Below are 25,559 nucleotides of genomic sequence, written 5' to 3' on the forward strand. Positions count from 1 at the left end.
GCTTTTTTTGACGGTGACATCCTGGCAGTGGCAGCGACCAAGTCGATGACAAAGCGTTTAACCCGTTACAGGCGGGTGCTAAAATAGTCGCCACTTTGTTTAACCCAAGCTCATTTGGGCTTTATTTACCCGCTAAGGCAGAAAGAATGACAGTTAAAACACGGTTTGCTCCCAGCCCCACCGGCTTTCTCCACGTAGGTGGTGCCCGTACGGCTCTGTATTCCTGGCTCTATGCCCGCCACCAGAAAGGCGAGTTCGTGCTGCGTATCGAAGATACCGATCTGGAGCGTTCCACACAGGAGGCCATCGATGCCATCCTCGAAGGCATGAACTGGCTGGGCCTGAACTGGAACGAGGGTCCCTATTATCAGACTCAGCGTTTTGACCGTTATAACGCGCTTATCGATCAGTTGCTGGCGGAAGGCAAGGCCTATAAATGTTACTGCAGCCGCGAGCGGCTCGACGCGCTGCGCGAGCAGCAGATGGCCGCTGGTGAAAAGCCCCGCTATGATGGTGCCTGCCGTCACGGCGAGCATGAACACGCCGCCGACGCGCCTTGCGTGATCCGTTTCAAGAATCCGGCCGATGGCACGGTCGTCTTCGACGATCACGTGCGTGGCCGCATCGAAACCGGCAACGATCAGTTGGATGATCTCATCATTCGCCGTACCGACGGCGCGCCCACCTATAACTTCTGTGTGGTGGTGGACGACTGGGACATGGCAATCACCCATGTGGTACGCGGTGAAGATCATATCAACAACACCCCGCGCCAGATCAACATCTATAACGCCCTGGGCGCGCCGGTGCCGGAGTTTGCCCATGTGTCGATGATCCTGGGCGACGACGGCGCCAAGCTGTCCAAGCGCCACGGTGCGGTGAGCGTGATGCAGTACCGGGACGACGGCTACCTGCCTCAGGCGCTGCTCAACTATCTGGTGCGTCTGGGCTGGTCCAACGGTGATCAGGAAATTTTCTCGCTGGAAGAGATGATCGAACTGTTCTCGCTCGACGCCATCGGCAAGTCCGCTTCAGCCTTCAATACCGACAAGCTGTTGTGGCTGAACCAGCACTACATCAAAACCCTGCCGGCGACCGAAGTGGCCGAGCATCTGCAGTGGCACATGCAGGATCAGGGGATAGATACCGCCAGCGGGCCGTCTCTGGCCGAGGTGGTGACCCTGTACGCCGAGCGCTGCAACACCCTGAAAGAGCTGGCGGCCCAGAGCCGTTATCTGTTCGAAGACTTTGCGGAATTCGAGGCGGGAGCGGCCAAGAAGCACCTACGCCCGGTCGCGGCCGAGCCGCTGGCGCGGGTTCGCGCCAAGCTGGCGGAGCTGGCCGACTGGCAGGCACCGGCCATTCACGCGCAGATCAACGCCGCCGCCGCCGAGCTGGAGCTGGGTATGGGCAAGGTGGGCATGCCGCTGCGGGTGGCGGTGACCGGTATTGGTCAGTCCCCGGCCATCGACGGTGTGATTGCCCTGCTGAGCAAAGAACAGGTGCTGGCACGCATCGACATGGCATTGGGCTTTATCGAAGCGCGCGCTCAGGGTTAACACCAGGCGATAAGCGATAAACTGAAAGAAAAACGGCGCTGTCCCGGACAGCGCCGTTTTTTTATTCAGTTGGAATGCAGGGCGGAATGCAAGCCGAATGGTTTATCACCCAAGAGATCGGTTGTCGAGTGGGGTAGTGACCGCTTAATAAAGCATGCTGTACAGCTTGCGGCGGTAGCGGGAGGCGACCGGGTCGGCGCCCATGGTGGTGAGCATGTCCAGGAAGTGCTTTCTGGCTTCGCCAAACGCCAGATCCTGCTGCAATACCTCGATCAGCAGTTGCAGGGCTTCTTCCTGACGACCGGCCTGAAAATACAGTACCGCCAACTCTTCTTTCAGTTGCAAAGACTCCGGCTCGGCGGTCAGTTTCTGCTCCAGCTCGCGCAGCTCCGGGCTGTCGGCGGCTTCTTCCGCCAGCTCCAGGCGGGCCAGAATATGCTGATACTGGCTGTCCTGATCGGCCATGCCGATGGTGGCCAGCAGCTGCTTGGTTTCTTCCAGCTTGTTGAGGGCCAGGGCGGCTTCTGCCAGATAAAGGCGAATGGCTGCCGTATCTTCCAGTGCCCGGGCCTGCTGCAACAGACCATAGGCGGCTTGTGGGTCCATGCCCAGCATCTGCTTGGCCTGATCCAGCAAGAGTTCTGCCTCGTTGGGCTGGTAGGGCTGCAGAAACTGCTTGATGCCGTTTTCATCCTGGGGGCCTTCCAGCACGTCAACCGGCTGACCGTCCTTGAAGGCCACCATGGCCGGCAGAGCCCGCAGGCCCAGCTGTGATGCCAGGCTCTGCAACTGGGGATCTTCCACATCAACCTTGGCCAGGTCGATATGGCCGTTGTCGGCCCCGATGAGTCGTTCCAGCAAGGGCGTCATGGGCTGGCATTCGGGCACAGCCTGGGCGTGAAAATAAATCACCACCGTCTTGTTCATGGAGGCTTCGATGAGCGCTTGCTGAAAATTCTGCACATTGATGTCAACGATCATAAACAGGGTCTCACTCAGGAGTTATGAATTTGGGAGTTTACAGATAAGTTGGGTTGCGGCCCGGTAATTTCAAGCTCGAAGGGCAAATCGGCCGGATTGAGCAGAGCCGGCTCCGGCCATCCCAGGCCGCCGGAGCTCCCGGCCCGGTCGTCGATGGCGAGCGTCAGCCAGCTGTGCGCCAGCGGATATTGATAAAGCCGGTAGGGGTGCCTGTCCAGGGTGGCGTCAGCCTGGTCCGGCTGCCAGTGTACCCGCTGCAGATTATTGGCGATGCCTCCGCCATGAGCCTTGAGCACCGCCTCCTTGACGGTCCACAGGCGGATAAAGTCGGCTGATGAGGCCTGACTTGTGCTCAGCCATTGCTGCTCTTGCTCGCTCAGGTAGCGACGGGCCAGGCGGGTAATCTGCGCCGCCGACAGCTGTCGGCCTTCTATATCGACCCCCAGGCTGCCCCGATTGCCGATGGCCAGCGCCAGGATGTCGCCACTGTGGCTGATATTGAAATGCCAGCCGGCTTGTTCCTCCAGCAGGGGCTTGCCTCTGACATCGATATGCACGGGAATGAGATTGGGCGCCAGCATCAGCCGCTCGGCAAGCCGTTGGCGCAGCAGATAGCGGCCCAGTAAAAACAGCCTCGCCTGGCGCGGATGGCTGATGCGGTCGAGGCGGGCCAGCTCTGCTTGAGAGAGTGTTTTTCGAGCGTTATCGGGCAGGCTGACGCCGTTACTGTCGAGAATCAGTAAGTCGGTGAAAATATCTTTGTTTTCACTCATATTTTTTTTGCCAAGTCTCGGGGATCTGCTCTAGTATCCTTGAAATTGATAGCTGGTTGCCATTATTCATATGAAAAAGGTAATTCTTCTTGGTGGTTTGCTGCTGCTTGCCGGTTGCAGCAGTATCCCGAAATCCGAGTCAGGAAAAAAGACAGCCGGAAAGAAACCGTCTTCTTCCCTGACTTACAGTTTCAGCACAGGTCCGGCGAAACCCAGGTATACGCAGGGCTCTGCCCGAAGCCTGCAGCAGGCTTTTCAGCGTTGGCGGGGCGTGCCTTATCGCTTTGGTGGCGTCGATGCCGACGGCATCGACTGCTCGGCCTTTACCCGCACCCTGTATCAGGAAGTATACGGAATGGCGTTGCCGAGAAGCACCTACGAGCAGGTGACAATGGGACGTCCGGTCAGCAAGCAGGAGCTGCAACCGGGCGATCTGGTGTTTTTCCGCACCGGTCGCACTCGGCATAATGGCGTTTATGTTGGAGACGGCAAGTTTGCTCATGCCTCTTCCAGTGTGGGCGTGACCATTTCCCGGCTGGATAACGTCTACTGGCGCAGTCGCTACTGGCAGGCCCGGCGGCTGCTCGACGAACGGTAAAAACCGGGATTGGGGACTCGGGAGCCGGGATTCGAGTCCCTAATCCCCAGTCCCGGCTTTAATTAATCGCCCTGAAAACGATTCAGATCGTTCATGACCTGCAGCAGCAGCGACAGCTCCGGGCTGGCGTCCGGCTCGGTTTTATAGTCTTTTGCCCGCAACAACTGCACATCGCCCCGACGATTGAACAGGGTGATGTCATCCTGTTGATAGATAACATATTCTTCTTCATCCGACGCCAGCCGCCAGCGGTTGGCGTCAGCCTTGAACAGGGACTGACCGGTACTGTAGCTACGCAGTGGGCTTTGCACGCCCAGCGCCTGACGCATCAGGGTGGGCACCAGATCCAGCTGACTGGTCGGGTGGCTTAAGCGGGCCGGTTGGCGCTGAGCGGGCCAGCCGATGACCAGTGGCACCTGCAGTTGATAAGGCGAATAGGCGCTGCCGAAGCCCCAGGTATTATTGTCGTTATCGTTGAATTCCATGCCGTGACCCGAGGTGACGATAACCAGGGTATCGCGCCCCTCGAGCTGCCTGACCCGGGACAGTAACTGCCCCAGCAGACGATCGGTATAGAAGACCGCGTTGCGATAACGGTTGAACAGGGCGTCGCGTTGCTCGTTCTGATAGGCCAGGGCCGGGTTCAACTGCTGCAGCGAGGGCTGGAAAGGCCCCTCGGTATCGGCGGGCAAATCCAGCTCATTGAGCGCGTCCAGATAGACGAAGGAAAACCAGGGGCGTTGACTATCCTGTTGTTCCAGCCAGAGGCTGAAATCGGCCGCCGCTTTTCGGTCACCTTCCGCCCCCTTGGCGGCGGTGTCGAATGGCTGATTGCGCAGGGTCGAAAAAATGCCGTTCCGATACAGGGGTTTATCCAGGCCGCCGCTGGCAAATAGACCAAAGCGATAGTCCTGGCGCTGCAGTTCGTCGATGAATACCGGGGCTACGCCTTCCTGCTCTGCATCGCGCAGGTAATGGGATGGCAGGCTGTAAAACAGACTGAACAGGGCGGTGCGGGGCTGGTTGCCGGCACTCAGGTGATTGTCGAAGCGCAGATGACGGCTGGCGAAACGACTCAGATTGGGCATGGTGATGGCATCAAGCTGATCGGCGCGCAGACCGTCGGCCACCACCAGCAGAATATTGGGCGAGGCGTCGGGCGCCTGTACCGACAGCGGGCGCAGCGGGTAATTCAGCCGACGCTGTGGCTGCTCTGCCACCTGCCGTGACAGCTGGCGATATCGATCTTCGTCCAGCCAGCCCTGTTTGATCAGGAAGCTTTTGGCAGTCATCGGATAAGACAGCGGAAAGTTGGCTTTCTGCTCGGTGATGGGGGTGTACACCAGGGCATCGGCCCAGATATGAACGCTGTGGGTCAGAAAGAAGCTCGCCAGCAGCGGCAGTGCCAGCGGTAATGTCAGCGAACGCCGGCGGCGCTGGCTCCAGCGCCAGAGCCAGCCGGCCAGCCAGAGTTCAAACAGAAACAGAAGTGGTACCCAGACGAACAGCCAGCCCCAGCCGGAGGCTTCTTCGGCCTGGGCCTGTTCCAGCAGCAGTCGCCAGACGGTCGGGTTAAGATGAAACCCGAACAGGCTGAACACCTGAGTATCCACCAGCAGCAGGGTCAGGGCGCCAGTGGCGATGGCGGCACCCAGAAACTGTACCGCCCGCACCCTGGGGAACAGGAAGGTCAACGGAAACAGGGTCAGCAGATAGGTAAAGAAGGTGAGAAAGGCAAAGTGGCCAATCCAGCTGGTCAGCATGTAGCCGCCACCCAAGAGGGTATCCGGCCAGCCGGCGATCAGCAGGTAACGACTCGAAACCAGCAGCGCGAGCAGGATATTGAAAAATACCAGCCAGTGTCCCCAGCCGATCAGGCGAGAGACATTGTCGCGATAGAGATTACCGGTTTCGAGCATAGTTCAGCGGTTTCTATTCACAAGGGGCTCTTAATGAGCCCCTTTTTGAGAGTCGATTGAAGACGTTAGCACCTTGGCGAACTTGTCGGCAATGGCTTTACGCTGCCCCGGGGCGATTTGATGATTGATGATGTGGGTGGCCAGGTTACCCAGCACCATCAACCGCAGATCGGCCGGTGCCAGATGTTTGTCCATCACGGCTTCCAGCTCGCTGAGTAGTTGATCAAATTGTTTATCGTACTTGGAAATAACAGGCATGGGCGTTCAATCATGTAACTTGGTAACAGGATGACTATAATACCCCACCCCTTCTGGCAACTCTACGGCAATCTGTTTATGAGCCTGGACATCGAACACATCATAGTACATTCCCTGTTTCTGGATGAGCAGGGGCAGACCCAGCTGGCCACCCGAGAACAGGAACTGGCCACGGGGCCGGCGGTCAACCAGTTAATGGGCGAGCTGCACCATATCTACAACACCAAGGCCGGCAAGGTATTCGGCTATTTCAATGAAGACGAGAGCGGTTTTCGTGACCTGGTGCGGCGGGTGGAAGATCAAAGCCTGGGCTTTGCCGCCTTTACTCATCAGGCGGCCGAGCGACTGCTGGCCGAGCTGAAGCGGCTGGACATGAGCGAGCAGGGCGTCTTGCTGTTTGTGCGCTACCAGTGGTTGGGCGCCCACTATCTGCTGATCGCCCTGTTGGACAATAAAGACAGCGTGACCGTGACCGAAAAGCTGGAAGTCAGCCAGGCCAGTTATCTGGATCTGGGCAAAATGCAGCTGGCGGCCCGCCTGGATCTGACCGAGCTGCAGAGCCGGCCCGACTCCCACCGTTATTTCTCCTTCATCAAGGGCCGGGCCGGGCGCAAGGTGTCGGATTTCTTCCTGAATTTCCTGTCCTGTGTCGAAGGCATGGATCCCAAGGCCCAGAGCCAGGGGCTGCTGAAGGCGGTGGACGAGTTCTGTGAATCCCGCCAGCTCAGCAAGGAAGAAAAGCAGGAGAGCAAGGCGCTGGTCAGCAAGTACTGCCGCGAACAATTGAAAGAAGGCGAAGAGCTGGAGCTGCGCGAGCTGTCGGCAGAGCTGGGCACCGATGACGATCTGGATTTTTACCAGTTTGTCAGCGAGGAATATCAGCTGGAAGACAAGTTTCCGGTCGACAGATCCGCCCTCAAGGGGTTGACCAAATACGTCGGCTCCGGCGGCGGCCTGACCATCAGCTTCGATCAGGCGCTGCTGGGCGAGCGCATTCAGTACGATGCGGCGACCGACACCCTGACCATCAGGGGCGTACCGCCCAACCTCAAGGCGCAGCTCAAAAGCGGGGACTAGGGATCAGGGAATGGGGAGTCCCTCTTCCCCACTCCCTATTCCCTCGGTTTTAACTTCGGATCAGGTGATCAAAGGCGCTTAGTGCGGCGGTGGCACCGGCCCCCATGGAGATCACTATCTGCTTGTAGGGCACTGTGGTGGCGTCGCCGGCGGCAAAAACCCCGGCCATGGAGGTGGCGCCCTTGGCGTCGATCATCACCTCGCCGAAGCGGGTCAGCTCCACTTCCGAGCCCTGGAGGAACTCGGTGTTGGGCACCAGGCCTATCTGCACGAAGATGCCTGCCACTTCCAGCTGTCTGCCATCACCACTGACCCAGTCGGTGTACTTCATGCCGGTTACCTTGCTGCCGTCACCCAGCACTTCAGTGGTCCGGGCGTTGGTGATGATGTCGATATTGCCCAGGGAGCGGGCCTTGCGCTGCAGCACCTCGTCGGCACGCAGCGTGTCGGCAAACTCCAGCACGGTCACGTGCTCGACGATACCGGCCAGATCGATGGCCGCCTCAATGCCCGAATTGCCGCCGCCGACCACGGCCACCCGCTTGCCCTTGAAGAAAGGGCCGTCGCAGTGGGGGCAGTAGGCCACGCCTTTGGTGCGGTACTCGGCTTCGCCGGGCACATTCAGCTCGCGCCAGCGGGCGCCGGTGGCGAGGATCACCGATTTGCTGCTCAGGGTGGCGCCACTGGCCAGCGGCACTTCGAGCAGCTTGCCGCTGTGAATGCCGGCGGCCCGCTGATCGGTGATGATATCCACCCCGTATTCCTTTATATGCTGCTCCAGGCCGGCAGCCAGCCTGGGGCCTTCGGTGTAGGGCACCGAGATAAAGTTTTCTATGCCTAGGGTGTCCATCACCTGGCCGCCGAAGCGCTCGGCCACCAGGCCGGTGCGAATGCCCTTGCGGGCCGCGTAGATGGCGGCGGCGGCGCCGGCCGGGCCGCCGCCCACCACCAGTACGTCGTAGGGTTCTTTTTCATTCAGGGCGGCGGCCTTGCGGCTGGCGGCACCGGTGTCGAGCTTGCCGACCATCTCTTCCAGGCTCATACGGCCCTGGCCGAAGTGCTCGCCGTTCAGGTAGACGGCGGGTACCGCCATCACCTGACGCTGATTGACCTCGTCCTGGAACAGGGCGCCGTCGATCATCACATGAGTGATGTTGGGATTCAGGGTCGCCATCAGGTTCAGCGCCTGTACCACCTCCGGACAGTTCTGGCAGGACAGGGAAATATAGGTTTCAAAGTGGTATTGGCCTTCGAGGTTGCTGATCTGCTCCTGCAACTCGGGAGCGGCCTTGGACGGATGACCGCCGGCCTGCAACAGGGCCAGTACCAGGGAGGTGAATTCGTGGCCCAGGGGAATACCGGCAAAGTTGACCCGCGGCGTCTGCCCAACGGGGGCAATGCTCATGCTCGGCGTGCGGGCAGCGGGGGTGTGCTCGAGGGTGATCTTGCTTGAGAGCGCGCTGATTTCAGTGGCCAGCGCCAGTAATTCGTTGGATTTCGCTGTGTCATCACCGGACACGCTGATGGCTATCGGCGAGACGATGTTCTGCAGATAGGTGTCCAGTTGTTTCTTGATATTTGCATCTAGCATGGTCGTGTCCTGTGCTGAATGAGTCTTACGAGGGGCTATCTACGGATTACCAGGCGGATGTTTACCATCGGGGCAGGGAGCCGCTACGCCAACACGCAGCAAGTACCTCCCTGTATGCTCGGCGATGGCATCCATGCCATCGACGGTTGGCTTATGCGACTCCCTGTCCCTCCTGTATGTAACAGTGTCGCGGATTGAAGTCTTAGATCTTGCCGACCAGGTCCAGAGACGGCGCCAGGGTGGCTTCGCCTTCTTCCCACTTGGCGGGGCAGACTTCACCCGGGTGGGCGGCCACGTACTGGGCGGCCTTGATCTTGCGCACCAGATCGGCGGCGTTGCGGCCGATGCCTTCGGCGGTGACTTCGATGGCCTGGATCACGCCCTGGGGATCGATGATGAAGCTGGCGCGGTCGGCCAGGCCCTGGCCTTCACGCATCACACCAAAGTTGTTGGTGATGGTGCCGCTCTGATCGCCCACCATGTAGTACTGGATCTTGCCGATGGTGTCGGAGCTGTCGTGCCAGGCCTTGTGGGTGAAGTGGGTGTCGGTGGACACGGAATACACTTCCACGCCCATCTTCTGCAGTTCGGCATAATGGTCGGCCAGGTCGCCCAGCTCGGTGGGGCAGACGAAGGTGAAGTCGGCCGGGTAGAAGAACACGATAGACCACTTGCCTTTCAGATCGGCCTCGGTCACTTCGACGAAGTCACCCTGACGGTAAGCCTGGGCGGTGAAGGGTTTGATTTCGGTATTGATGGCAACGGACATGTTGGCTCCTTGAGTTCCATGATGGGATGTGTCTTGCGAACGAGATCCATAGTAGGAGGGGAGGTTTTATTAATGAAATCGTTGTTTTCTATTATTTCAATAGTTAATGACTATCATGTTTTTCCGCCTCGCCATTATCCGTTGATCAGCGTCGGGTGAAGCATCCTCTGTTTTATGGCTTTGTCTATGGCTTTGTCTGTTGCATAACCCTGCCGATGAAAATGATAAAAAACGACAATTCGACGCTTTCTCGTGTCTGAACCATGGCCATGGCTTCTTTTTGCGATCGCAAAATTATAGGGCGCCGATTTCTCTACCCTGCATGATACCTTGGTCAAGTCGTGCTTTAACGCCTTTAAATCAAGAAAAACCGGCACCTTAAACATTGGAGTAACATCTGGTTAATGTGCTGTTTATGGATTTTTATTTCGTAATTAAGTTACTTTAATTGATGTCTTGGTCCAACTCCCTTTATTCTTTAGTCCAGCATTGGCAGGGATTTAAACCATAAGACTTTAGTTTTACCTCGGGTTGATTATGTGACTTATGTTGTGATTTTGTGAAACCGTAACTTGATCTTTTCTGGTTTTTTACGCAACGTAATAGTCGTACCGCAGCGCAGAACAAACGGAAACAAAAAACAGGGCAGGCAGTCCAGACCAGTCTGTATCAACAAAAAAAGCGTCAGTTGCGGATCACAACGACAAGACCACGGCTCAACACCGGCAATCTGCATCCTTGCTGTCTGATGTGCAGGTGTGACAGGGAAGTGAACCGGCTCTGAAAAGAGAACCTCAATCTGATAGAACAGGAACGAGACCATGCCATACGCAAGCGAAGTTGATGCACTTACCTCTTTGATCAAGCAAAACCCGACCTGGAGCGCCATTAAGCCGGAACATGCCGCCCGTATGCGCGCCCAGAACAAATTCAAAACCGGGCTGGATATTGCCAGGTACACCGCGAAAATCATGCGCGAAGACATGGCCAACTACGATAAAGACAGCTCCCGGTACACCCAGTCGCTCGGCTGCTGGCACGGTTTTATCGGTCAGCAGAAGCTGATTTCCATCAAGAAGCACTTCGGCAGCACCAAGCGCCGTTACCTGTATCTGTCCGGCTGGATGGTGGCGGCCCTGCGTTCAGAGTTCGGTCCGCTGCCGGATCAGTCCATGCACGAAAAAACGGCGGTGTCCGGCCTGATTGAAGAGCTGTACACCTTTTTACGCCAGGCCGACGCCTGGGAGTTGAACCACCTGTTTCGCGACCTGGAAGAAGCCCGGAAGGCGGGCGACGGCGCCAGGGCCAGGGACATCGAAGCCCAAATCGACAATCATGAAACCCATATAGTGCCGATTATCGCCGATATCGATGCCGGCTTCGGCAATGCCGAGGCCACCTATCTGCTGGCCAAACAGATGATTGAAGCCGGTGCCTGCTGTATCCAGATTGAAAACCAGGTGTCCGACGAGAAGCAGTGCGGCCACCAGGACGGCAAGGTCACGGTGCCCCACGCCGATTTTCTCGCCAAGATCAACGCGGTGCGGCTGGCGTTTCTGGAGCTGGGGGTGGATGACGGTGTTATCGTGGCTCGTACCGACTCCCTCGGTGCCGGCCTGACCAAGCAGATTGCGGTCACCCAGGAGCCGGGCGATCTGGGCGATCAGTACAACAGCTTTATCGACGGCGACGTGATTGAAAGTGCCGATGACATTGCCAATGGTGACGTGGTCATCAAACAGAACGGCAGGCTGGTCAAGCCCAGGCGCCTGGCCTCGGGCCTGTTCCAGTTCAAGGAAGGTTCCGGTGAAGACCGGGTGGTAATGGACTGCATCGCCAGCCTGCAGCATGGCGCCGACCTGCTGTGGATTGAAACCGAAAAGCCACATGTGGGCCAGATTGCCGCCATGGTCAACCGCATCCGTGCAGTGGTGCCCAATGCCAAGCTGGTGTACAACAACAGCCCGTCGTTCAACTGGACCCTGAACTTCCGTCAGCAGGTATTTGATGCCTGGGCTGCCGAGGGCAGGGATGTGTCCGGCTACGATCGCAACCGGCTGATGAGTGCCGACTACGACAATACCGATCTGGGCAGGCAGGCCGATGAGTGGACTGCCAACTTCCAGCGCGATGCCGCCCGCGAAGCCGGTATCTTCCACCACCTGATCACGCTGCCGACCTACCACACGACGGCCCTGTCTACCGACAACCTGGCCAAGGGCTATTTTGGTGATGAAGGCATGCTGGCCTATGTGGCCGGGGTTCAGCGCAAGGAAATCCGCCAGGGCATCGCCACCGTCAAGCATCAGGACATGGCCGGCTCCAACATCGGTGATGACCACAAGGAATTCTTTGCCGGTGAAGCGGCGCTGAAAGCCGGCGGCAAGGACAACACCATGGGACAGTTCGACAATATCTGAACATCTGTATAAACCAACTATTGATTAACCAATAAAAAATACTAACAAGATCCACCTCCTTCACGCAGCCCACCGGGCTGCTTTTTTATTGTGTCTGCCACGATGGCCGGCCATGACAGCGGCATTGCATTCGGGCTGCGTCTGTCCGGCAGACTGTTAACCTGGTGTTATAATTGGCGTCATATCAAGCGGCCATAAAGGTGTCGGCCTGGCCTCGTTTCCAGCATCGCCCGGCCAATGATGGGAGTGACGCCATGACCAATCCGAGCAATACCACCGCCTTCAGGGTGCACCAGGCTCAGTTTATCGGTGCCCAGGCACTCAGTATTCCCACCCTCAGTATTTTACAGGAAGACGGCACTCTTTTTGCCGGCGCCTCGTCACCGGTGCTGGACAGGGATACGGCCCTGAAAATATACGAGAGCATGGTATTTATCCGTATTCTGGACGAGCGCATGCTGGCGGCCCAGCGCCAGGGCAGGATCAGCTTCTATATGCAGTGTCTGGGAGAAGAAGCCAGCACAGTGGCCAGCGCCGCCGCCCTGGATCGGAAAGACATGATCATGGCCCAGTACCGGGAACAGGGTGCACTGCGTTACCGGGGGTTTTCCCTGACCCGGTTCATGAACCAGTTGCTCTCCAACGAACAGGATCTGGGCAAGGGGCGGCAGATGCCGGTGCACTATGGCAGCCGCGATCTTCATTTCATGACCATTTCCTCTCCGCTCGGCACCCAGATCCCCCAGGCCGGCGGCTATGCCTACGGCCAGAAACTGAGAGGAGAAAGCAATATCACCCTCTGTTACTTCGGCGAGGGGGCGGCGTCGGAAGGGGACTTTCATGCAGGCCTGAACATGGCGGCCGTGCTGCAGGCGCCGGTGATTTTTTTCTGCCGCAACAACGGTTATGCCATCTCCACTCCCGCCAACGAGCAGTTTATCGGAGATGGCATCGCCTGTCGGGCGGTGGGTTACGGTATGCAGGCGATTCGGGTGGATGGCGCCGATGTGCTGGCGGTATACGAGGCAACTCGTCTGGCCCGCAAGCTGGTGCTGGAGCAGCAGCAGCCGGTGCTGGTGGAAGCCATTGCCTATCGGCTGGGTGCCCATTCGTCTTCCGATGATCCCAGCGGTTATCGTTCCCGGGAAGAAGAAGAACGCTGGCGCAAGCAGGATCCCATCGCCCGTTATCGCCTGTGGCTGCAGCATCAGGAGTGGCTGGATGAAGCATCCGATCAAATTGCGACCGATGCGCTGCGCCAGGAGATACTGGAGGCGCTGAAAGAGGCCGAATTGCTGCCCAAGCCCCATATCGATACCCTGATTGGCGATGTTTATGCCGAGCCGCCCCCGGGGCTCAGAGCGCAGCTCGAACAGCTGAAAGCCCATGTCCGGCAATATCCGGATGCCTATCCGTTGACGGCGGGGAGGCTTGAATAATGGCGGAAATGAACCTGTTGCAGGCCATCAATCATGCCCTGGATCTGGCGATGGAAAAAGACGAAAACGTGGTCTGTTTCGGTGAAGATGTCGGCCATTTCGGCGGCGTTTTCCGGGCCACCAGCAAGCTGCAGGACAAGTACGGCCAACGGCGCTGTTTCAATACCCCCCTGACCGAACAGGGCATCATAGGTTTTGCCAATGGCATGGCGGCGAGGGGACTGAAGCCGGTGGCCGAAATCCAGTTTGCCGACTACATCTACCCGGCCTTCGATCAAATCATCAACGAGACCGCCAAGTACCGCTATCGCTCCGGTAACCAGTTCGATGTGGGCGGCCTGGTGATCCGCACCCCCTATGGTGGCGGTATCAATGGCGGCCACTATCACAGTCAGTCACCGGAAGCCTATTTCGCCCATACGGCGGGCCTGAGGGTAGTGATACCGCGAGATCCGGCCCAGGCCAAGGGCCTGCTGCTGGCCGCCATTGCCAGCCCGGATCCCGTGCTGTTCATGGAGCCCAAGCGGCTGTACCGCGCCGCCGTGGGCGAGGTGGATGAAGGCTACTATGAAGTGCCCCTGGGCGAGGCCGAGGTGGTGCAGCCAGGGTCGGATGTCACGCTGCTGGCCTGGGGGGCCCAGATGGAGGTGGCGGCCAGGGCGGCCGCCCTGGCCGAGCAGGACGGTATTTCCTGCGAGCTTGTCGATCTGCGCAGCATACTGCCCTGGGATGCAGACCGGGTGGCGACGTCGGTCCTCAAAACCGGTCGCCTGGTGATCAGTCACGAGGCACCGCTCACCGGCGGTTTTGCCGGCGAAATCGCCGCCACCATTCAGGAACGCTGCTTTCTGTATCTGGAAAGCCCCATCGCCCGGGTATGCGGCCTGGATACGCCCTATCCGCTGGCGCTGGAAAAGGAATACATGGCGGATCATCTGAAGATCCATGCCGCCATAGTGCGCACATTCAACTTCTAGGGGGCCGCATGAAGCAGGACTTTTATCTGCCGGATATCGGCGAAGGCATAGTGGAATGCGAGCTGGTGGAGTGGCTGGTGGAGGAAGGCGACCGGGTGGTCGAAGATCAGGCGATCTGCGATGTAATGACCGACAAGGCACTGGTGCAGATACCGGCGATGCACGGCGGCATCATCAGTCGGCTCTATGTGGCCAAGGGCAAGATGGCCCGGGTGCATGCGCCCCTGTTTGAAATGGAGGTAGCGGGGGATGCCGATGCCGAGCCGACGCCCGAGATAGCGGAGCCGGTCTCGATGCGTGAAGCCGTATCCGAGCCCGAAACCAGGCCTGATCCGGTTGAGCGAACACCGGAGCGAGCGGCACGGAAGTCGGCGGCTGCTCCGGCTCCGGCCAAAGGCAAGGCGGTGGCCAGCCCGGCGGTGCGCCGACTGGCGCGCGAGCAGAGCCTGGACTTGAGTCAGATACCGGGATCCGGTGACAAGGGCCGTATTTACAAGGAAGACATAGCAACCTATCTGGCGGAGCGAAAACAAGAGCAGGCCGCCAGTACCCCGCCGGTCGAGCCGGAGCAAGGCGACGCCGGTACCGGGCAGCACAGTGAGCCTCTCACTGGTATCGCCGCCGCCATGGCCCGGCAGATGACGGCCTCGCTGACCATTCCGCAATTTACCCTCTGTGACGAGCTGGAGTTGGGCGAGCTGCTGCGGCTGAAACACCGGCTGACGCCGATATTTGCCGAGCAGAACATCAAGCTCACCCTGCTGCCGTTTTTTATCAAGGCGCTGTCACTGGCGTTGCACGAGTTTCCGCTGCTGAACAGCCGGCTCAACCCCGAGGCGACCGCAGTGACCCGGCTGCCGGATCATCATGTCGGGGTGGCGGTGGATACCGACGCCGGTTTACTGGTGCCGGTGCTGCGTTACTGCCAGCGGCGTTCCGTGCTGGAGATTGCCATTGAGCTGGCACGGCTCACGGGGGCGGCGCGGGCCGGGAGCCTGACGCCTGCCGAGCTGCAGGGGGCCACCATTAGCCTGTCCAATATCGGTGCCCTCGGCGGTGTGGTGTCCAGTCCCATCGTCAGTCCACCCCAGGTGGCCATTGCCGCCCTGGGGCGCGGGCAGAGGCTGCCGCGTTTCAATGACGCCGGTGAGGTGGTGGCCCGGGAGCTGATGATGGTGTGCTGGTCGGCGGATCATCGCCTGATCGACGGCGCCACCCTGGCCCGTTTCAACCGCTGCTGGTACCGCTATCTGGAACAACCGGAGCGGATGCTGGTGCAATTGAGCTAGCATGCGTGCCCCATCGAGCGAATGGCAGAATGGATCATGAGCCCTCATCGGCTGCGCAACTTCTATATTCCCGAAGAGCAGTCCATCTATCTGCTCAATGCCAATGACGCCAGAAAACTGAAAGACTGGATTGCCTTGTGCGTGAGCCAGCTGGAAAAGCTGGGCTACCGCCATATCAGCCTGGTCGGCCACGGCGCCTACGGCTTCACCTTTGCCGGCACCGCCGAGCCGGGGGAAGAGTACGCCTTCAAGTTTTCCCGCATCACGCTGCCCGAGCATATCCGGGAGCGGCTGGCCGACGAGGCCTATATGTTGTCCCGGATCCGGCATCCCCGGGTGCCCGCCTATATCACCTATCAGCGGCTCAAGAAGCAGGGCATTCTGATGATGAGCCGGGCAAGAGGCAGGGATCTGGAGCATTACAGCCTGCGCCGGGGTCGGTTGCCGCCCCGCCAGTTGATCGATATTGCCGCCCAGCTGGCCGATATTCTGCAGGCCCTGCGCCGGCATCGCAAAGAGGGTCAGCCCGCGCCGATAGTGCACGGCGATATCAAGCCGTCCAACATAGTGTTTGATGCCGACAGCGGTCACATCAGCCTGGTCGACTGGGGCTCCTCGGTGTTTGCCCAGCTCGACCGGGAAGGACAGTTTGTGTCCACCAATGTGATGCAGTTGATGTCGGCGGATCTGCAGCACAGCAATGCCCGGCTGGGGGATGTGTATTTCATTGGGCCCGAGCAGCGGGAAGGGGCCCTGTCTTGCCCGCGCTTCGACGAGCAGGGGGTCGCCGCCACCCTTTATGCACTGGCGTCGGGTCAGTCCTGCCGCTTTGGCCGCCACGCCATACCGGCGACCAGCCTGGGGCTACCGAAAGAATTTGCGCTGATGCTGGATGGCTTGCTGGGGGAAGATGCCGGGCTGCGGCGGCGGGCCGGCGATCATTTCATTGCCGCCATGCCGCGATTGCAACGCCTGGTACTGCCCGAACTGCGGCTGTTTGATGACAGCCCCATGCTGCCGGTATGGGCCAGCCCCGAGCGCCACGACATGGATACCGTGGTCTATTCCTCCCGCAAATCCTTTCTGCGCGAGCACAGCGAAGAGGCCGGCATCCATTATGTGGACGATGCCCAGCTGGAGCGTTATTACAAAAACTATCTGGTGGGCATGGGCGATACCGAAAAGGCCTTCGTGGCGGCGGTCAGCCGGCTGGGGCGCTATCCGGTGGTGGGCGGGCTGGCCATTCACTGGCAACTGGACGGCCTCTATATCGACTCCAGCCTCAATCTCTACGACGAGGCAATGGCGCCCGCCTTTGCGCTGGCGGTCAACAACGTGGTGAGGCTGGCCCGGGCCATCGATAAAGTCGGTCTGTTCAAGGCCTGCCTGTTCAACGCCCGCAATACCATCCACCTGAGCCGCAGGGTGCCGGAGCTGCCTTTTGTGCCGACCGCGGACACCCGCATACCCTATCGGCTGGCGGCCATCCCCAGCACCAGCGAGGCCAGTCGTCAGCATTCCTATTTCGAGGATGGACGGGACCCGGATGAACAGCTGGTGTTGCCCGCCGCCATCATGGCGGTGATCGCCCGGCTGAACGAAATTCACCATACCGGCTGTATCATCTTCGAGGTGACGCCGCTGTACATGAAGCTGCACAGCTACTACCGGCTGCTGGATGCCAGCGCCGAAGCGGAGTTTGCCGATTTGTTGCGCCAGATAGTGGCGCTGATACCAGAGATAGAGGATCAGGGGGTGGGCGGTTTCATGAAGCTGCCCCACAAGAATACCCGGCTGTTCAGCCACCAGCCGGTGCAGCCGACGCTGTTCTACCCGGCCAATCCCAGGGCCCGGGCCTGCCGGGATTGACCCAGTACAAAAGCCTGCAGTTCGGGATAAAAGCCGAGAAAGGCCTGCTCCATGGCGCCATACTGTTGCGCCAGCAGCGGCGCGCATTGGGGCAGGGGCGTGGGACGGCGAAAGCGACCATCGATGCGAGCGATGGCGAGGGAGATGCCCTCCAGGCTTTGGTAACTGGTCAGCAACCGATATTGCTTGAGGCGTTCCACCAGAATGACCATGGCCTCCGGCCAATGTTCATCCGGCTGCAACTGCCGATGGCTGTAGCCGATAAAATCATCAAGCTCCCAGGCGTGATAACGAGACCAGTGCCGGGCGAGAAAGTGGTCGAACATCATGTCCATGATGATGCCGCCATAGCGACGAAAGGGGCTGGGCAGGGCGCGCACCGCCCCGGCGTGCAGCGGGTGGGCATCGGTAAAGCTGTCGATGTGTCTGTGCAGCCGAATGCCCAGTTGCAGGGACGGGGGCAATCGGGTGTCTATGCTGCCCCGGGCATACTCACCGAGCAGGGCGCCGGGCAGGCTGGTATTGCTGTAGTGAGCCAGGTGCAGGTGGGCCAGATAATTCACCGGGCTTCCTGTTCGTCTACGCCTTCCGGAGTCATCGCCAGATCCAGCTCGTCTTGGTCGACATCGTCGAACGAGGGTTCGGCCAGCTGGGCGTCCAGCACCTCCAGCAGATGAATGGCGACGGTAACAAAGTCACTGTCGGTGACGATACCCACCAGCTTGCCCTTGTCCACCACCGGCAGGCAGCCGTACTTGTGTTTTTGCAGATGGAGGGCGGCTTCGCGGATACCGGCGCGGGGGCTGACGGTGGTGACCTCTTTTATCATGACCTCGCTCAGCTGATGCTGTTGCAGAAAGTGGTCATTGGTGCCCTGTTCCAGGCTCGACTCCTGCGCCGCCAGAATATCCCGCTGGCTGACCAGCCCGACCAGGCGACCGTCTATCTGTACCGTCAGGTGACGGATGTGATGGCGTTGCATCAGGGTGCGGGCTTCGGCCAGGGTGGCCGCCGGCGGCAGGCTGATGACGTTGCGTGACATAATTTCAGAGACGATCGCGGGCATCATCTTTTTCCTCTTTTTTATATCAAGATATATATCAAGATAGCCTAACCGTATGGCAGGGTAAGCGTAACCAGGTACGGCACCGTGATGGCCGGTCAGTAATACCCATTATGCCCCAACTCCGGCCGAATTGCCTTGATCCCGCGGGGCGGCCTCACTAGACTAGCGCCCGTTATGACAAGAGGTTGTGTATGCTGGTCCGCGATTTTTCCTTTGAGCTCCCCGACGAATTGATAGCCCGCCATCCAATGCCGGAACGCACCGCCAGCCGGTTGTTGCAGCTGAACGGTAACAGCGGTGATATCACCCATGGTCAATTCGGTCAGATCCTCGACCTGGTCAACCCCGGCGATTTGCTGGTATTCAACAATACCCGCGTGATCCCGGCCCGCCTGTTCGGGCGCAAGGCCAGCGGCGGCAAGCTGGAAGTACTGGTCGAGCGGGTGCTGGACGACAAGCGGGTGCTCGCCCACGTGCGCGCCTCCAAGGCGCCCAAGCCGGGCAGCGCCCTGATCCTGGAGCCGGACGTGCAGGCCACCATGCTGGCCCGCCACGATGCCCTCTTTGAAATCGAATTCCACGACGACAGAACCGTGCTCGAGGTCCTGGAAGCGGTGGGGCATATGCCCCTGCCGCCCTATATCGACCGGCCCGACACGGACGCCGACAAAGAGCGTTATCAGACCGTTTACAACGAGAAGCCCGGCGCCGTGGCCGCGCCGACCGCCGGCCTGCACTTCGATCAGCCGCTGCTGGACGCCCTGACCGCCAAGGGTGTGGAACAGGCATTTGTTACCCTGCACGTGGGTGCCGGCACCTTTCAGCCGGTACGGGTCGAGCAGGTGCTCGAGCACAAGATGCACGCCGAATACATCGAGGTGTCGCCCGAGGTCGTGGCGCAGATAGCAGCCACTCGCGCCCGGGGCGGCCGGGTGATTGCCGTGGGCACCACCTCGGTACGCTCGCTGGAAAGCGCCGCCAGGGCCACTATGGCCCAGGGCGAGCCGCTGGCGCCGTTTTACGGCGACACCGATATCTTTATCTATCCCGGCTACCGTTTTCAGCTGGTGGACGCCATGGTCACCAATTTCCACCTGCCCGAGTCGACCCTGATCATGCTGGTCAGCGCCTTTGCCGGCTACGACCACATCATGGAAGCCTACCGGCAGGCGGTGGCCGAGCGTTACCGCTTCTTCAGCTACGGTGACGCCATGTTTATTACCCGGCAGACCCAGCCGTAAAGAACCGTGAGGCGTGAGGCGTAAGGTGTGAGGGGTAAAGCGTAAGACATTGGTTTTTCACCTCACTCCTCACGATTCACCCCTCACCTGTTTAAAAATAAGGTCGGACTGTTTCTCCGGCCAGTGAGGTAACTGATGAAGTTTGAACTGCAAACCACCGATGGCCGCGCTCGCCGTGGCCGCCTGATTTTCGACCGTGGCGTGGTGGACACCCCGGCCTTCATGCCCGTGGGCACCTATGGCACCGTCAAGGGCATGACCCCGGAAGAAGTGGCCGGCACCGGCGCCCAGATACTGCTCGGCAACACCTTCCACCTCTGGGTTCGCCCGGGTCAGGAAGTGATGAAGATGCACGGCGATCTGCACGATTTCATGAACTGGCAGGGGCCCATCCTCACCGACTCCGGCGGTTTCCAGGTATTCAGCCTGGGTGATATCCGCAAGATCACCGAAGAAGGCGTCCATTTCCGCAACCCGGTCAACGGCGACAAGATTTTCCTGTCCCCCGAAGTATCGATGGAAATCCAGTACGATCTGGGCTCCGACGTGGTGATGATCATGGACGAGTGCACCCCCTATCCGGCGACCTGGGAGGAAGCCAAGAAGTCGATGGAAATGTCCCTGCGCTGGGCCAGACGCTCGCGGGATCATTTCGACAAGCAGGGCAACAAGAACGCCCTGTTCGGCATCATACAGGGCGGTGTCTACGAAGATCTGCGCGATGAATCACTGAACGGCCTGCTCGAGATTGGCTTCGACGGCTATGCGGTCGGTGGCCTGGCGGTAGGCGAGCCCAAGCACGAAATGCACAAGGTGCTGGAGCATACCTGTCCCAAGATTCCGGCCGACAAACCCCGTTATCTGATGGGCGTGGGCAAGCCGGAAGATCTGGTGGAAGGGGTGCGCCGCGGCATCGACATGTTCGACTGCGTCATGCCGACCCGCAACGCCCGCAACGGCCATCTGTTCACCACCGAAGGGGTGGTGAAGATCCGTAACGCCAAGCACAAGACAGATATCGGCCCGCTGGATGCGGACTGCGATTGCTACACCTGCAAGCACTATTCTCGCTCTTATCTGCACCATCTGGACAAGTGCAACGAGATACTGGGTGCGCGTTTAAACACCATTCACAATCTCAGATTCTATCAAAGGGTTATGGAAGGTTTACGCGGGGCCATAGAGCAGGGTAAATTAGACGACTTTGTAGCTGAGTTCTATGCGCGACAAGGTAAACCCGTGCCGCCACTGGGCCAGACTGCAGGTGAAAACGGCGAATGACGAACGGGTGAGGGAAGATGTCAGCTAAGTCGACCGTGACATGCCAGCGCCAACAAAAGCTCCTGCAATGTTGGCATTTCCGCCATCCGTGGCGGTCAGATGGCATGTCCGAGCCCCCAGGGATGGGTTTATGGCGTGTCGACGTGCTGTACCTTCCCTCACCGGTGCCCCCATGCACTAACACTTTTAACCATCAACGAGGAACTGAAACGAATGGATATTATCTCCAAAGCCCATGCCCAAGGTGGCGCCGCCGGTGGCGGTATGGAAATGATCATCATGCTGGTGGTATTCGGCCTGATCTTCTATTTCATGATTTTCCGTCCCCAGTCCAAGCGGGTCAAAGAGCACAAGAGCCTGATGTCTTCCCTGAGCAAGGGTGACGAAGTGCTGACCAACGGCGGCCTGGTAGGCAAGATTGCCAAAATCTCCGCCGAAAACGACTATGTATTGCTGAGCCTGAGCGAGCAGAGCCAGGTCACCATCAAAAAGGACTTCATCACCGCCGTCCTGCCCAAGGGTTCTATCCAGTCCCTTTAATTTCCTATCGAGGAGCACAGCGTGTTAAATCGATATCCGCTGTGGAAATACTTGATGGTGATCGCCGTGATCACCATCAGTTTTCTGTATGCAGCACCCAATCTGTTTGGTGAAGACCCTGCGTTGCAGGTGTCGGGCTCCCGTGGTACTCAGGTTACCCCTGCCGTCCTGACTCAGGCTCAGCAGACGCTGAGCAAGGCCGGCATAGCAGTAAAAAGCGCCGTATTGGCCGATGATCAATTACTTATCCGCTTCCGCAATACCGACGATCAGCTCAAGGGCAAGGATCTGGTGGCGGAAACCCTGGGTGATGGTTACATCACCGCCCTCAACCTGGCCCCCTCTACGCCCTCCTGGCTCGAGGCCATCGGTGCCGGTCCGCTCAAGCTGGGTCTGGATTTGCGTGGTGGTGTGCACTTCCTGATGGAAGTGGACATGGATGAAGCCCTGAGCCGGGTGCAGGAGCAGACGGTGCAGGACTTCCGTACCGATCTGCGTGAACAGCGTCTGCGTTATTCCGGTGTACTGGCAAAGGACGGCGGTACCCTGGTGGTATTCCGCGACGCGGACACCCGTGACAAGGCGCTCAGCCACCTGCGCGGTCGCTATCCGGGCCTGATGTTCTCCGATCGTGACAACGGCGAGACCTTCGGGCTGTTTGCGGTGATGAGCGAGCAGCGGCTGAAGGAAGTGAAGGAATACGCCCTGCAGCAGAACATCACCATCATCCGCAACCGGGTCAACGAGCTGGGTGTGGCCGAGCCGCTGGTGCAGCGTCAGGGTGCCGAGCGCATCGTGGTGCAATTGCCGGGCATTCAGGACACCGCCCGGGCCAAGGAAATCCTCGGCGCGACCGCGACCCTGGAATTCCGCCTGGTCGATGAAAATGCCGATGTGGCCGCCGCCGGTGCGGGCCGGGTTCCTCCCAACAGCGAGCTGATGCGGGACCGGGACGGTCGCCCGGTGGTGTTGCAGAAACGCATCATCCTGACCGGTGAGCATATCGTCGACGCCTCATCCGGCATGGACGAGTTCAGCCGTCCGCAGGTGAATATCAGCCTGGATGCCCCCGGTGGCAGCCGCATGGCCGATTTTACCAAGGACAATGTCGGCCGTGCCATGGCGACGGTATTTACCGAGTACAAGCCCGGCGATGAGTTGAAGGAAGACGGCACGCGCCAGTTCCGCAAGCAGCAGGAAGTGATCAACGTCGCCACCATTCAGTCGCGGCTGGGGCGCAGTTTCCGTATCACCGGCATCGATTCCATGGCGGAAGCCCAGAATCTGGCGCTATTGCTGCGGGCCGGTGCCCTGATTGCGCCCATCCAGATAGTGGAAGAGCGCACCATAGGCCCGAGCCTGGGTCAGCAGAACGTGGAAAATGGCCTGATGGCCATGGTCTACGGCATGCTGGCGGTGGTGTTGTTCATGGTCATCTACTACCGCAAGTTCGGTCTGGTGGCCAATGTGGCCTTGCTGGCCAACCTGGTGATCATCATAGGGGTCATGTCCATGGTGCCGGGGGCGACCATGACGCTGCCGGGTATTGCCGGCATAGTGCTGACCATCGGCATGTCGGTGGATGCCAACGTGCTCATCTTCGAACGGATCCGTGAGGAACTGCGAGACGGGCGCGGGGTACAGCAGGCGATTCATATCGGCTACGACAAGGCACTGGGCACCATTGCCGATGCCAACATCACTACGCTGATCACCGCCATTATCCTGTTTGCGGTGGGCACAGGCCCCATCAAGGGCTTCGCCGTTACCCTGATGATCGGTATTCTCGCCTCCATGTTTACCGCCATCGTCGGTACCCGGGCATTGGTCAACCTGCTTTGGGGCGGCAAGCGTCTCAGCAAACTGTCGATATGAGGAAATAACCGATGTTTGAGATCCTCAAAACCCGGGCGCCCATTCGCTTCATGCACTATTCAAAGGCGGCGACTGCATTGTCGCTGGTCTTGATGGCGCTGTGCTTTTTCAGCCTCTTTACCAAGGGGCTGAACTGGGGGCTGGACTTCACCGGTGGTACCGTGGTCGAAGCCGCCTTCGAGCAGGCGGTCGAGCTGGACCAGGTGCGTAACAGCCTGCAACAGGTCGGCTTGCCGGGTGCCACGGTGCAGAACTTCGGGACCAGCCGGGATCTGTTGATCCGTCTGGCGCCCCAGGAAGGTGTGAACGTACAGCAGCAGGGCGAGTCGGTCATGGCTGCCATGGCGCAGGTGTCTGAATCCGTCGAGATGAAGCGGCTGGAGTTTGTCGGCCCGGCCATCGGTGCCGAGCTGGCCGAGCAGGGTGGCCTGGCCATTCTGGTCGCCTTGCTCTGTATCCTGATGTATGTCGGCATGCGCTTCGAATGGCGTCTGGCCTCCGGTGCCGTGCTGTCACTGGCCCACGATGTGATCATTACCCTGGGCGTCTTCTCCTGGATGCAAATCGAGGTGGACCTGACCATAGTGGCGGCGCTGCTGACGGTAGTGGGCTATTCGCTCAACGACACCATAGTGGTATTCGACCGGGTGCGGGAAAACTTCCGCCGGGTCCGTAGCACCAGTACCGCCGAGGTGTTTGACGAGGCCATTACCGACACCCTGAGCCGAACCCTGATCACCTCGGCCACCACCCTGGCGGTGGTAGTGGCGCTGTTCCTCAAGGGCGGCGCGCTGATCCATGGTTTTGCCACCGCGCTTCTGCTGGGCATCGGCTTCGGTACCTACTCTTCCATCTATATTGCCAGTGCCTGGGCCATGTTGCTCGGGGTACAGCGGGAGCATATGCTGCCACCGCAGATAGAGAAGGAAGGGGCGGATCAAGAGCCGTTACCTTAACAGCATGATACCAAAGGGGCCTCGGGGCCCCTTTTTGTTGTGAAATGCATTTGCCACATGACAAATGTCGTGGAGCTGCATAACATGTGGTCATAATAAGACAAGTTCGGAGCCGTCTTGAACGACAGATTATTGTTCGCTCCTTTCGCCTTTCTTGGTTTCATGCTGGTCGGTTGCAGTGCACCCCGAGTAGTGACGCCCACTCTGGTGTTGCCGTTACCGATGCAGGTTTCCTATGAAAGTGAGCTGGGAATTGCCCGCCTGGGGCAAATGCTGAATTCACCGGGGCTGACGCCGGAGCAACGTGCCGAGCTGTTTTTTCAGCGCGGTGTGGTCTTCGACAGGGTGGGCCTGCGGGCCATGGCCCGGCTGGACTTTAACCGTGCCCTGCGGGAAAGACCCGACTTTGCCGATGCCTACAACCTCAACGGCGTCTACCTGACCCAGAATCAGGAATTCGACGAAGCCTATGAAGCCTTCGACTCGGCCCTGGACCTGGCGCCGGACTACGCCTATGCCAACCTGAACCGGGGCATTGCGCTGTATTACGGCGGCAGGCCCACACTGGCAGCCCGGGATCTGAAAACCTTTCTGGACGAAGACCCCGCCGACCCTTACCGGCTGCTGTGGTGGTATCTGGCATTGGAGCAGACGGATCCCGACGCGGCACTGGATGCCGTGCGCCGTCATCAGCAAATCCATGGTTCCGACGAGTGGGCCTGGGATATCGTCAATGTCTATCTGGGGTCGATGAGCGATGAACAGTTGCTCAACCGCATCTCGGAAGAAAGCGAGGATAATCAGGAGCTGGCCGAACGGCTGTGCGAAGCCTATTTCTATCTGGCCAAACAGGCCCAGCGCAATGAGCAACCGGAGCAGGCGATGGTGTATTTCAAGCTGGCGCTGGCCACCAATATCTACGACTTTGTCGAACACCGTTACTCGCTGCTGGAGCTGGATCTCATCGGCGAGCAGGCCCGGCTCAAGCGTTAAAATCAGCAGATCCCTTTGTCCTCCTTGAAGCTCCTGCGTCGACTGTTGGTGACGTCAACAGCTCACTCCGGCATCAAGAAGAGGCAAC

The 25,559-nt window shown here is 59.2% G+C and carries 22 protein-coding genes; 14 read left to right on the forward strand and 8 right to left on the reverse strand.

Going from position 1 to position 25,559, the window contains the following annotated elements; translation table 11 throughout:
• The first annotated feature begins 146 nt into the window (after positions 1-146).
• Positions 147-1,559, forward strand: a complete 1,413-nt coding sequence (gene gltX / locus HNR62_RS01225; protein ID WP_204794280.1) for a glutamate--tRNA ligase — start codon at positions 147-149, stop codon at positions 1,557-1,559.
• Positions 1,560-1,703: 144 nt separating this feature from the next.
• On the opposite strand, the gene HNR62_RS01230 is transcribed toward gltX, so the two are convergent.
• Positions 1,704-2,540 carry a tetratricopeptide repeat protein gene (locus tag HNR62_RS01230; protein ID WP_204794281.1) on the reverse strand — a complete coding sequence of 279 codons (837 nt, stop codon included), beginning with the start codon at positions 2,538-2,540 and terminating at the stop codon, positions 1,704-1,706.
• Between the two features lie 14 nt (positions 2,541-2,554).
• Positions 2,555-3,313, reverse strand: coding sequence for a 4'-phosphopantetheinyl transferase family protein (locus HNR62_RS01235; protein ID WP_204794282.1), 759 nt, complete (start codon positions 3,311-3,313; stop codon positions 2,555-2,557).
• Positions 3,314-3,383: 70 nt separating this feature from the next.
• On the opposite strand from HNR62_RS01235, the gene HNR62_RS01240 reads away from it, so the two are divergent.
• Entirely contained in the window at positions 3,384-3,911 is a 528-nt protein-coding gene (locus HNR62_RS01240; protein WP_204794283.1) for an NlpC/P60 family protein, read from the forward strand.
• A gap of 62 nt (positions 3,912-3,973) precedes the next feature.
• Here HNR62_RS01240 and HNR62_RS01245 read toward each other — a convergent pair whose 3' ends face one another.
• Together HNR62_RS01245 and HNR62_RS01250 are read right to left on the reverse strand one after the other, a co-directional pair.
• A complete protein-coding gene (locus HNR62_RS01245) occupies positions 3,974-5,830 on the reverse strand; it encodes a DUF3413 domain-containing protein (protein WP_204794284.1) in 1,857 nt (618 codons plus the stop codon).
• 30 nt (positions 5,831-5,860) lie between these two features.
• The gene (locus HNR62_RS01250) at positions 5,861-6,088 is read right to left on the reverse strand and encodes a YejL family protein (RefSeq protein ID WP_204794285.1); all 228 of its coding nucleotides are present in this window, start codon (positions 6,086-6,088) and stop codon (positions 5,861-5,863) included.
• A 78-nt stretch (positions 6,089-6,166) separates the two neighbouring features.
• Between HNR62_RS01250 and yejK the strand changes: the two genes are divergently transcribed.
• Entirely contained in the window at positions 6,167-7,165 is a 999-nt protein-coding gene (yejK, locus tag HNR62_RS01255; RefSeq protein WP_204794439.1) for a nucleoid-associated protein YejK, read from the forward strand.
• A 49-nt stretch (positions 7,166-7,214) separates the two neighbouring features.
• Here yejK and ahpF read toward each other — a convergent pair whose 3' ends face one another.
• Together ahpF and ahpC are read right to left on the reverse strand one after the other, a co-directional pair.
• Positions 7,215-8,756 (reverse strand): alkyl hydroperoxide reductase subunit F, encoded by a 1,542-nt coding sequence (gene ahpF / locus HNR62_RS01260; RefSeq protein WP_204794286.1) that lies wholly within the window; start codon positions 8,754-8,756, stop codon positions 7,215-7,217.
• A 202-nt stretch (positions 8,757-8,958) separates the two neighbouring features.
• Positions 8,959-9,525: an alkyl hydroperoxide reductase subunit C gene (gene ahpC, locus HNR62_RS01265; protein ID WP_204794287.1), complete on the reverse strand. Its 567-nt coding sequence runs from the start codon at positions 9,523-9,525 to the stop codon at positions 8,959-8,961.
• 821 nt (positions 9,526-10,346) lie between these two features.
• On the opposite strand from ahpC, the gene HNR62_RS01270 reads away from it, so the two are divergent.
• The 5 genes from HNR62_RS01270 (at position 10,347) to HNR62_RS01290 (ending at position 17,519) form a co-directional block, all read left to right on the forward strand.
• Positions 10,347-11,945 carry an isocitrate lyase gene (locus tag HNR62_RS01270; RefSeq protein ID WP_204794288.1) on the forward strand — a complete coding sequence of 533 codons (1,599 nt, stop codon included), beginning with the start codon at positions 10,347-10,349 and terminating at the stop codon, positions 11,943-11,945.
• Between the two features lie 254 nt (positions 11,946-12,199).
• Positions 12,200-13,384, forward strand: a complete 1,185-nt coding sequence (locus HNR62_RS01275) for a thiamine pyrophosphate-dependent dehydrogenase E1 component subunit alpha (RefSeq protein ID WP_204794289.1) — start codon at positions 12,200-12,202, stop codon at positions 13,382-13,384.
• Positions 13,384-14,361 carry an alpha-ketoacid dehydrogenase subunit beta gene (locus tag HNR62_RS01280; protein WP_204794290.1) on the forward strand — a complete coding sequence of 326 codons (978 nt, stop codon included), beginning with the start codon at positions 13,384-13,386 and terminating at the stop codon, positions 14,359-14,361. Before HNR62_RS01275 ends, HNR62_RS01280 begins: the two co-directional genes overlap by 1 nt.
• An 8-nt stretch (positions 14,362-14,369) precedes the next feature.
• Positions 14,370-15,650, forward strand: a complete 1,281-nt coding sequence (locus HNR62_RS01285; protein ID WP_204794291.1) for a 2-oxo acid dehydrogenase subunit E2 — start codon at positions 14,370-14,372, stop codon at positions 15,648-15,650.
• A 36-nt stretch (positions 15,651-15,686) separates the two neighbouring features.
• Complete coding sequence (locus tag HNR62_RS01290) at positions 15,687-17,519, forward strand: protein kinase domain-containing protein (protein ID WP_204794292.1); 1,833 nt, start codon at positions 15,687-15,689, stop codon at positions 17,517-17,519.
• Here the strand turns inward: HNR62_RS01290 and HNR62_RS01295 are convergent.
• Both HNR62_RS01295 and HNR62_RS01300 read right to left on the reverse strand, forming a co-directional pair.
• Entirely contained in the window at positions 17,480-18,082 is a 603-nt protein-coding gene (locus HNR62_RS01295) for an ACP phosphodiesterase (protein ID WP_204794293.1), read from the reverse strand. The two genes, HNR62_RS01290 and HNR62_RS01295, sit on opposite strands and share 40 nt — an antisense overlap.
• Complete coding sequence (locus HNR62_RS01300; RefSeq protein WP_239552516.1) at positions 18,079-18,588, reverse strand: CBS domain-containing protein; 510 nt, start codon at positions 18,586-18,588, stop codon at positions 18,079-18,081. The genes HNR62_RS01295 and HNR62_RS01300 overlap by 4 nt, the downstream gene beginning before the upstream one ends.
• 188 nt (positions 18,589-18,776) lie before the next feature.
• On the opposite strand from HNR62_RS01300, the gene queA reads away from it, so the two are divergent.
• From queA to nlpI, 6 genes are all read left to right on the forward strand, one after another.
• Positions 18,777-19,826: a tRNA preQ1(34) S-adenosylmethionine ribosyltransferase-isomerase QueA gene (gene queA, locus HNR62_RS01305; RefSeq protein WP_204794295.1), complete on the forward strand. Its 1,050-nt coding sequence runs from the start codon at positions 18,777-18,779 to the stop codon at positions 19,824-19,826.
• A 135-nt stretch (positions 19,827-19,961) separates the two neighbouring features.
• On the forward strand, positions 19,962-21,107 hold the full coding sequence (gene tgt, locus HNR62_RS01310) for a tRNA guanosine(34) transglycosylase Tgt (protein ID WP_204794296.1): 1,146 nt from the start codon (positions 19,962-19,964) through the stop codon (positions 21,105-21,107).
• Between the two features lie 213 nt (positions 21,108-21,320).
• On the forward strand, positions 21,321-21,647 hold the full coding sequence (gene yajC, locus HNR62_RS01315; protein ID WP_204794297.1) for a preprotein translocase subunit YajC: 327 nt from the start codon (positions 21,321-21,323) through the stop codon (positions 21,645-21,647).
• Positions 21,648-21,668: 21 nt separating this feature from the next.
• Positions 21,669-23,522, forward strand: a complete 1,854-nt coding sequence (gene secD / locus HNR62_RS01320) for a protein translocase subunit SecD (protein WP_204794299.1) — start codon at positions 21,669-21,671, stop codon at positions 23,520-23,522.
• A gap of 11 nt (positions 23,523-23,533) precedes the next feature.
• Complete coding sequence (gene secF, locus HNR62_RS01325; RefSeq protein WP_204794300.1) at positions 23,534-24,478, forward strand: protein translocase subunit SecF; 945 nt, start codon at positions 23,534-23,536, stop codon at positions 24,476-24,478.
• A 117-nt stretch (positions 24,479-24,595) separates the two neighbouring features.
• Positions 24,596-25,471, forward strand: coding sequence for a lipoprotein NlpI (gene nlpI / locus HNR62_RS01330; protein WP_275587990.1), 876 nt, complete (start codon positions 24,596-24,598; stop codon positions 25,469-25,471).
• Positions 25,472-25,559: the final 88 nt, after the last annotated feature.

Source organism: Oceanisphaera litoralis (genome assembly GCF_016907015.1).
Taxonomy (GTDB): domain Bacteria; phylum Pseudomonadota; class Gammaproteobacteria; order Enterobacterales; family Aeromonadaceae; genus Oceanimonas; species Oceanimonas litoralis.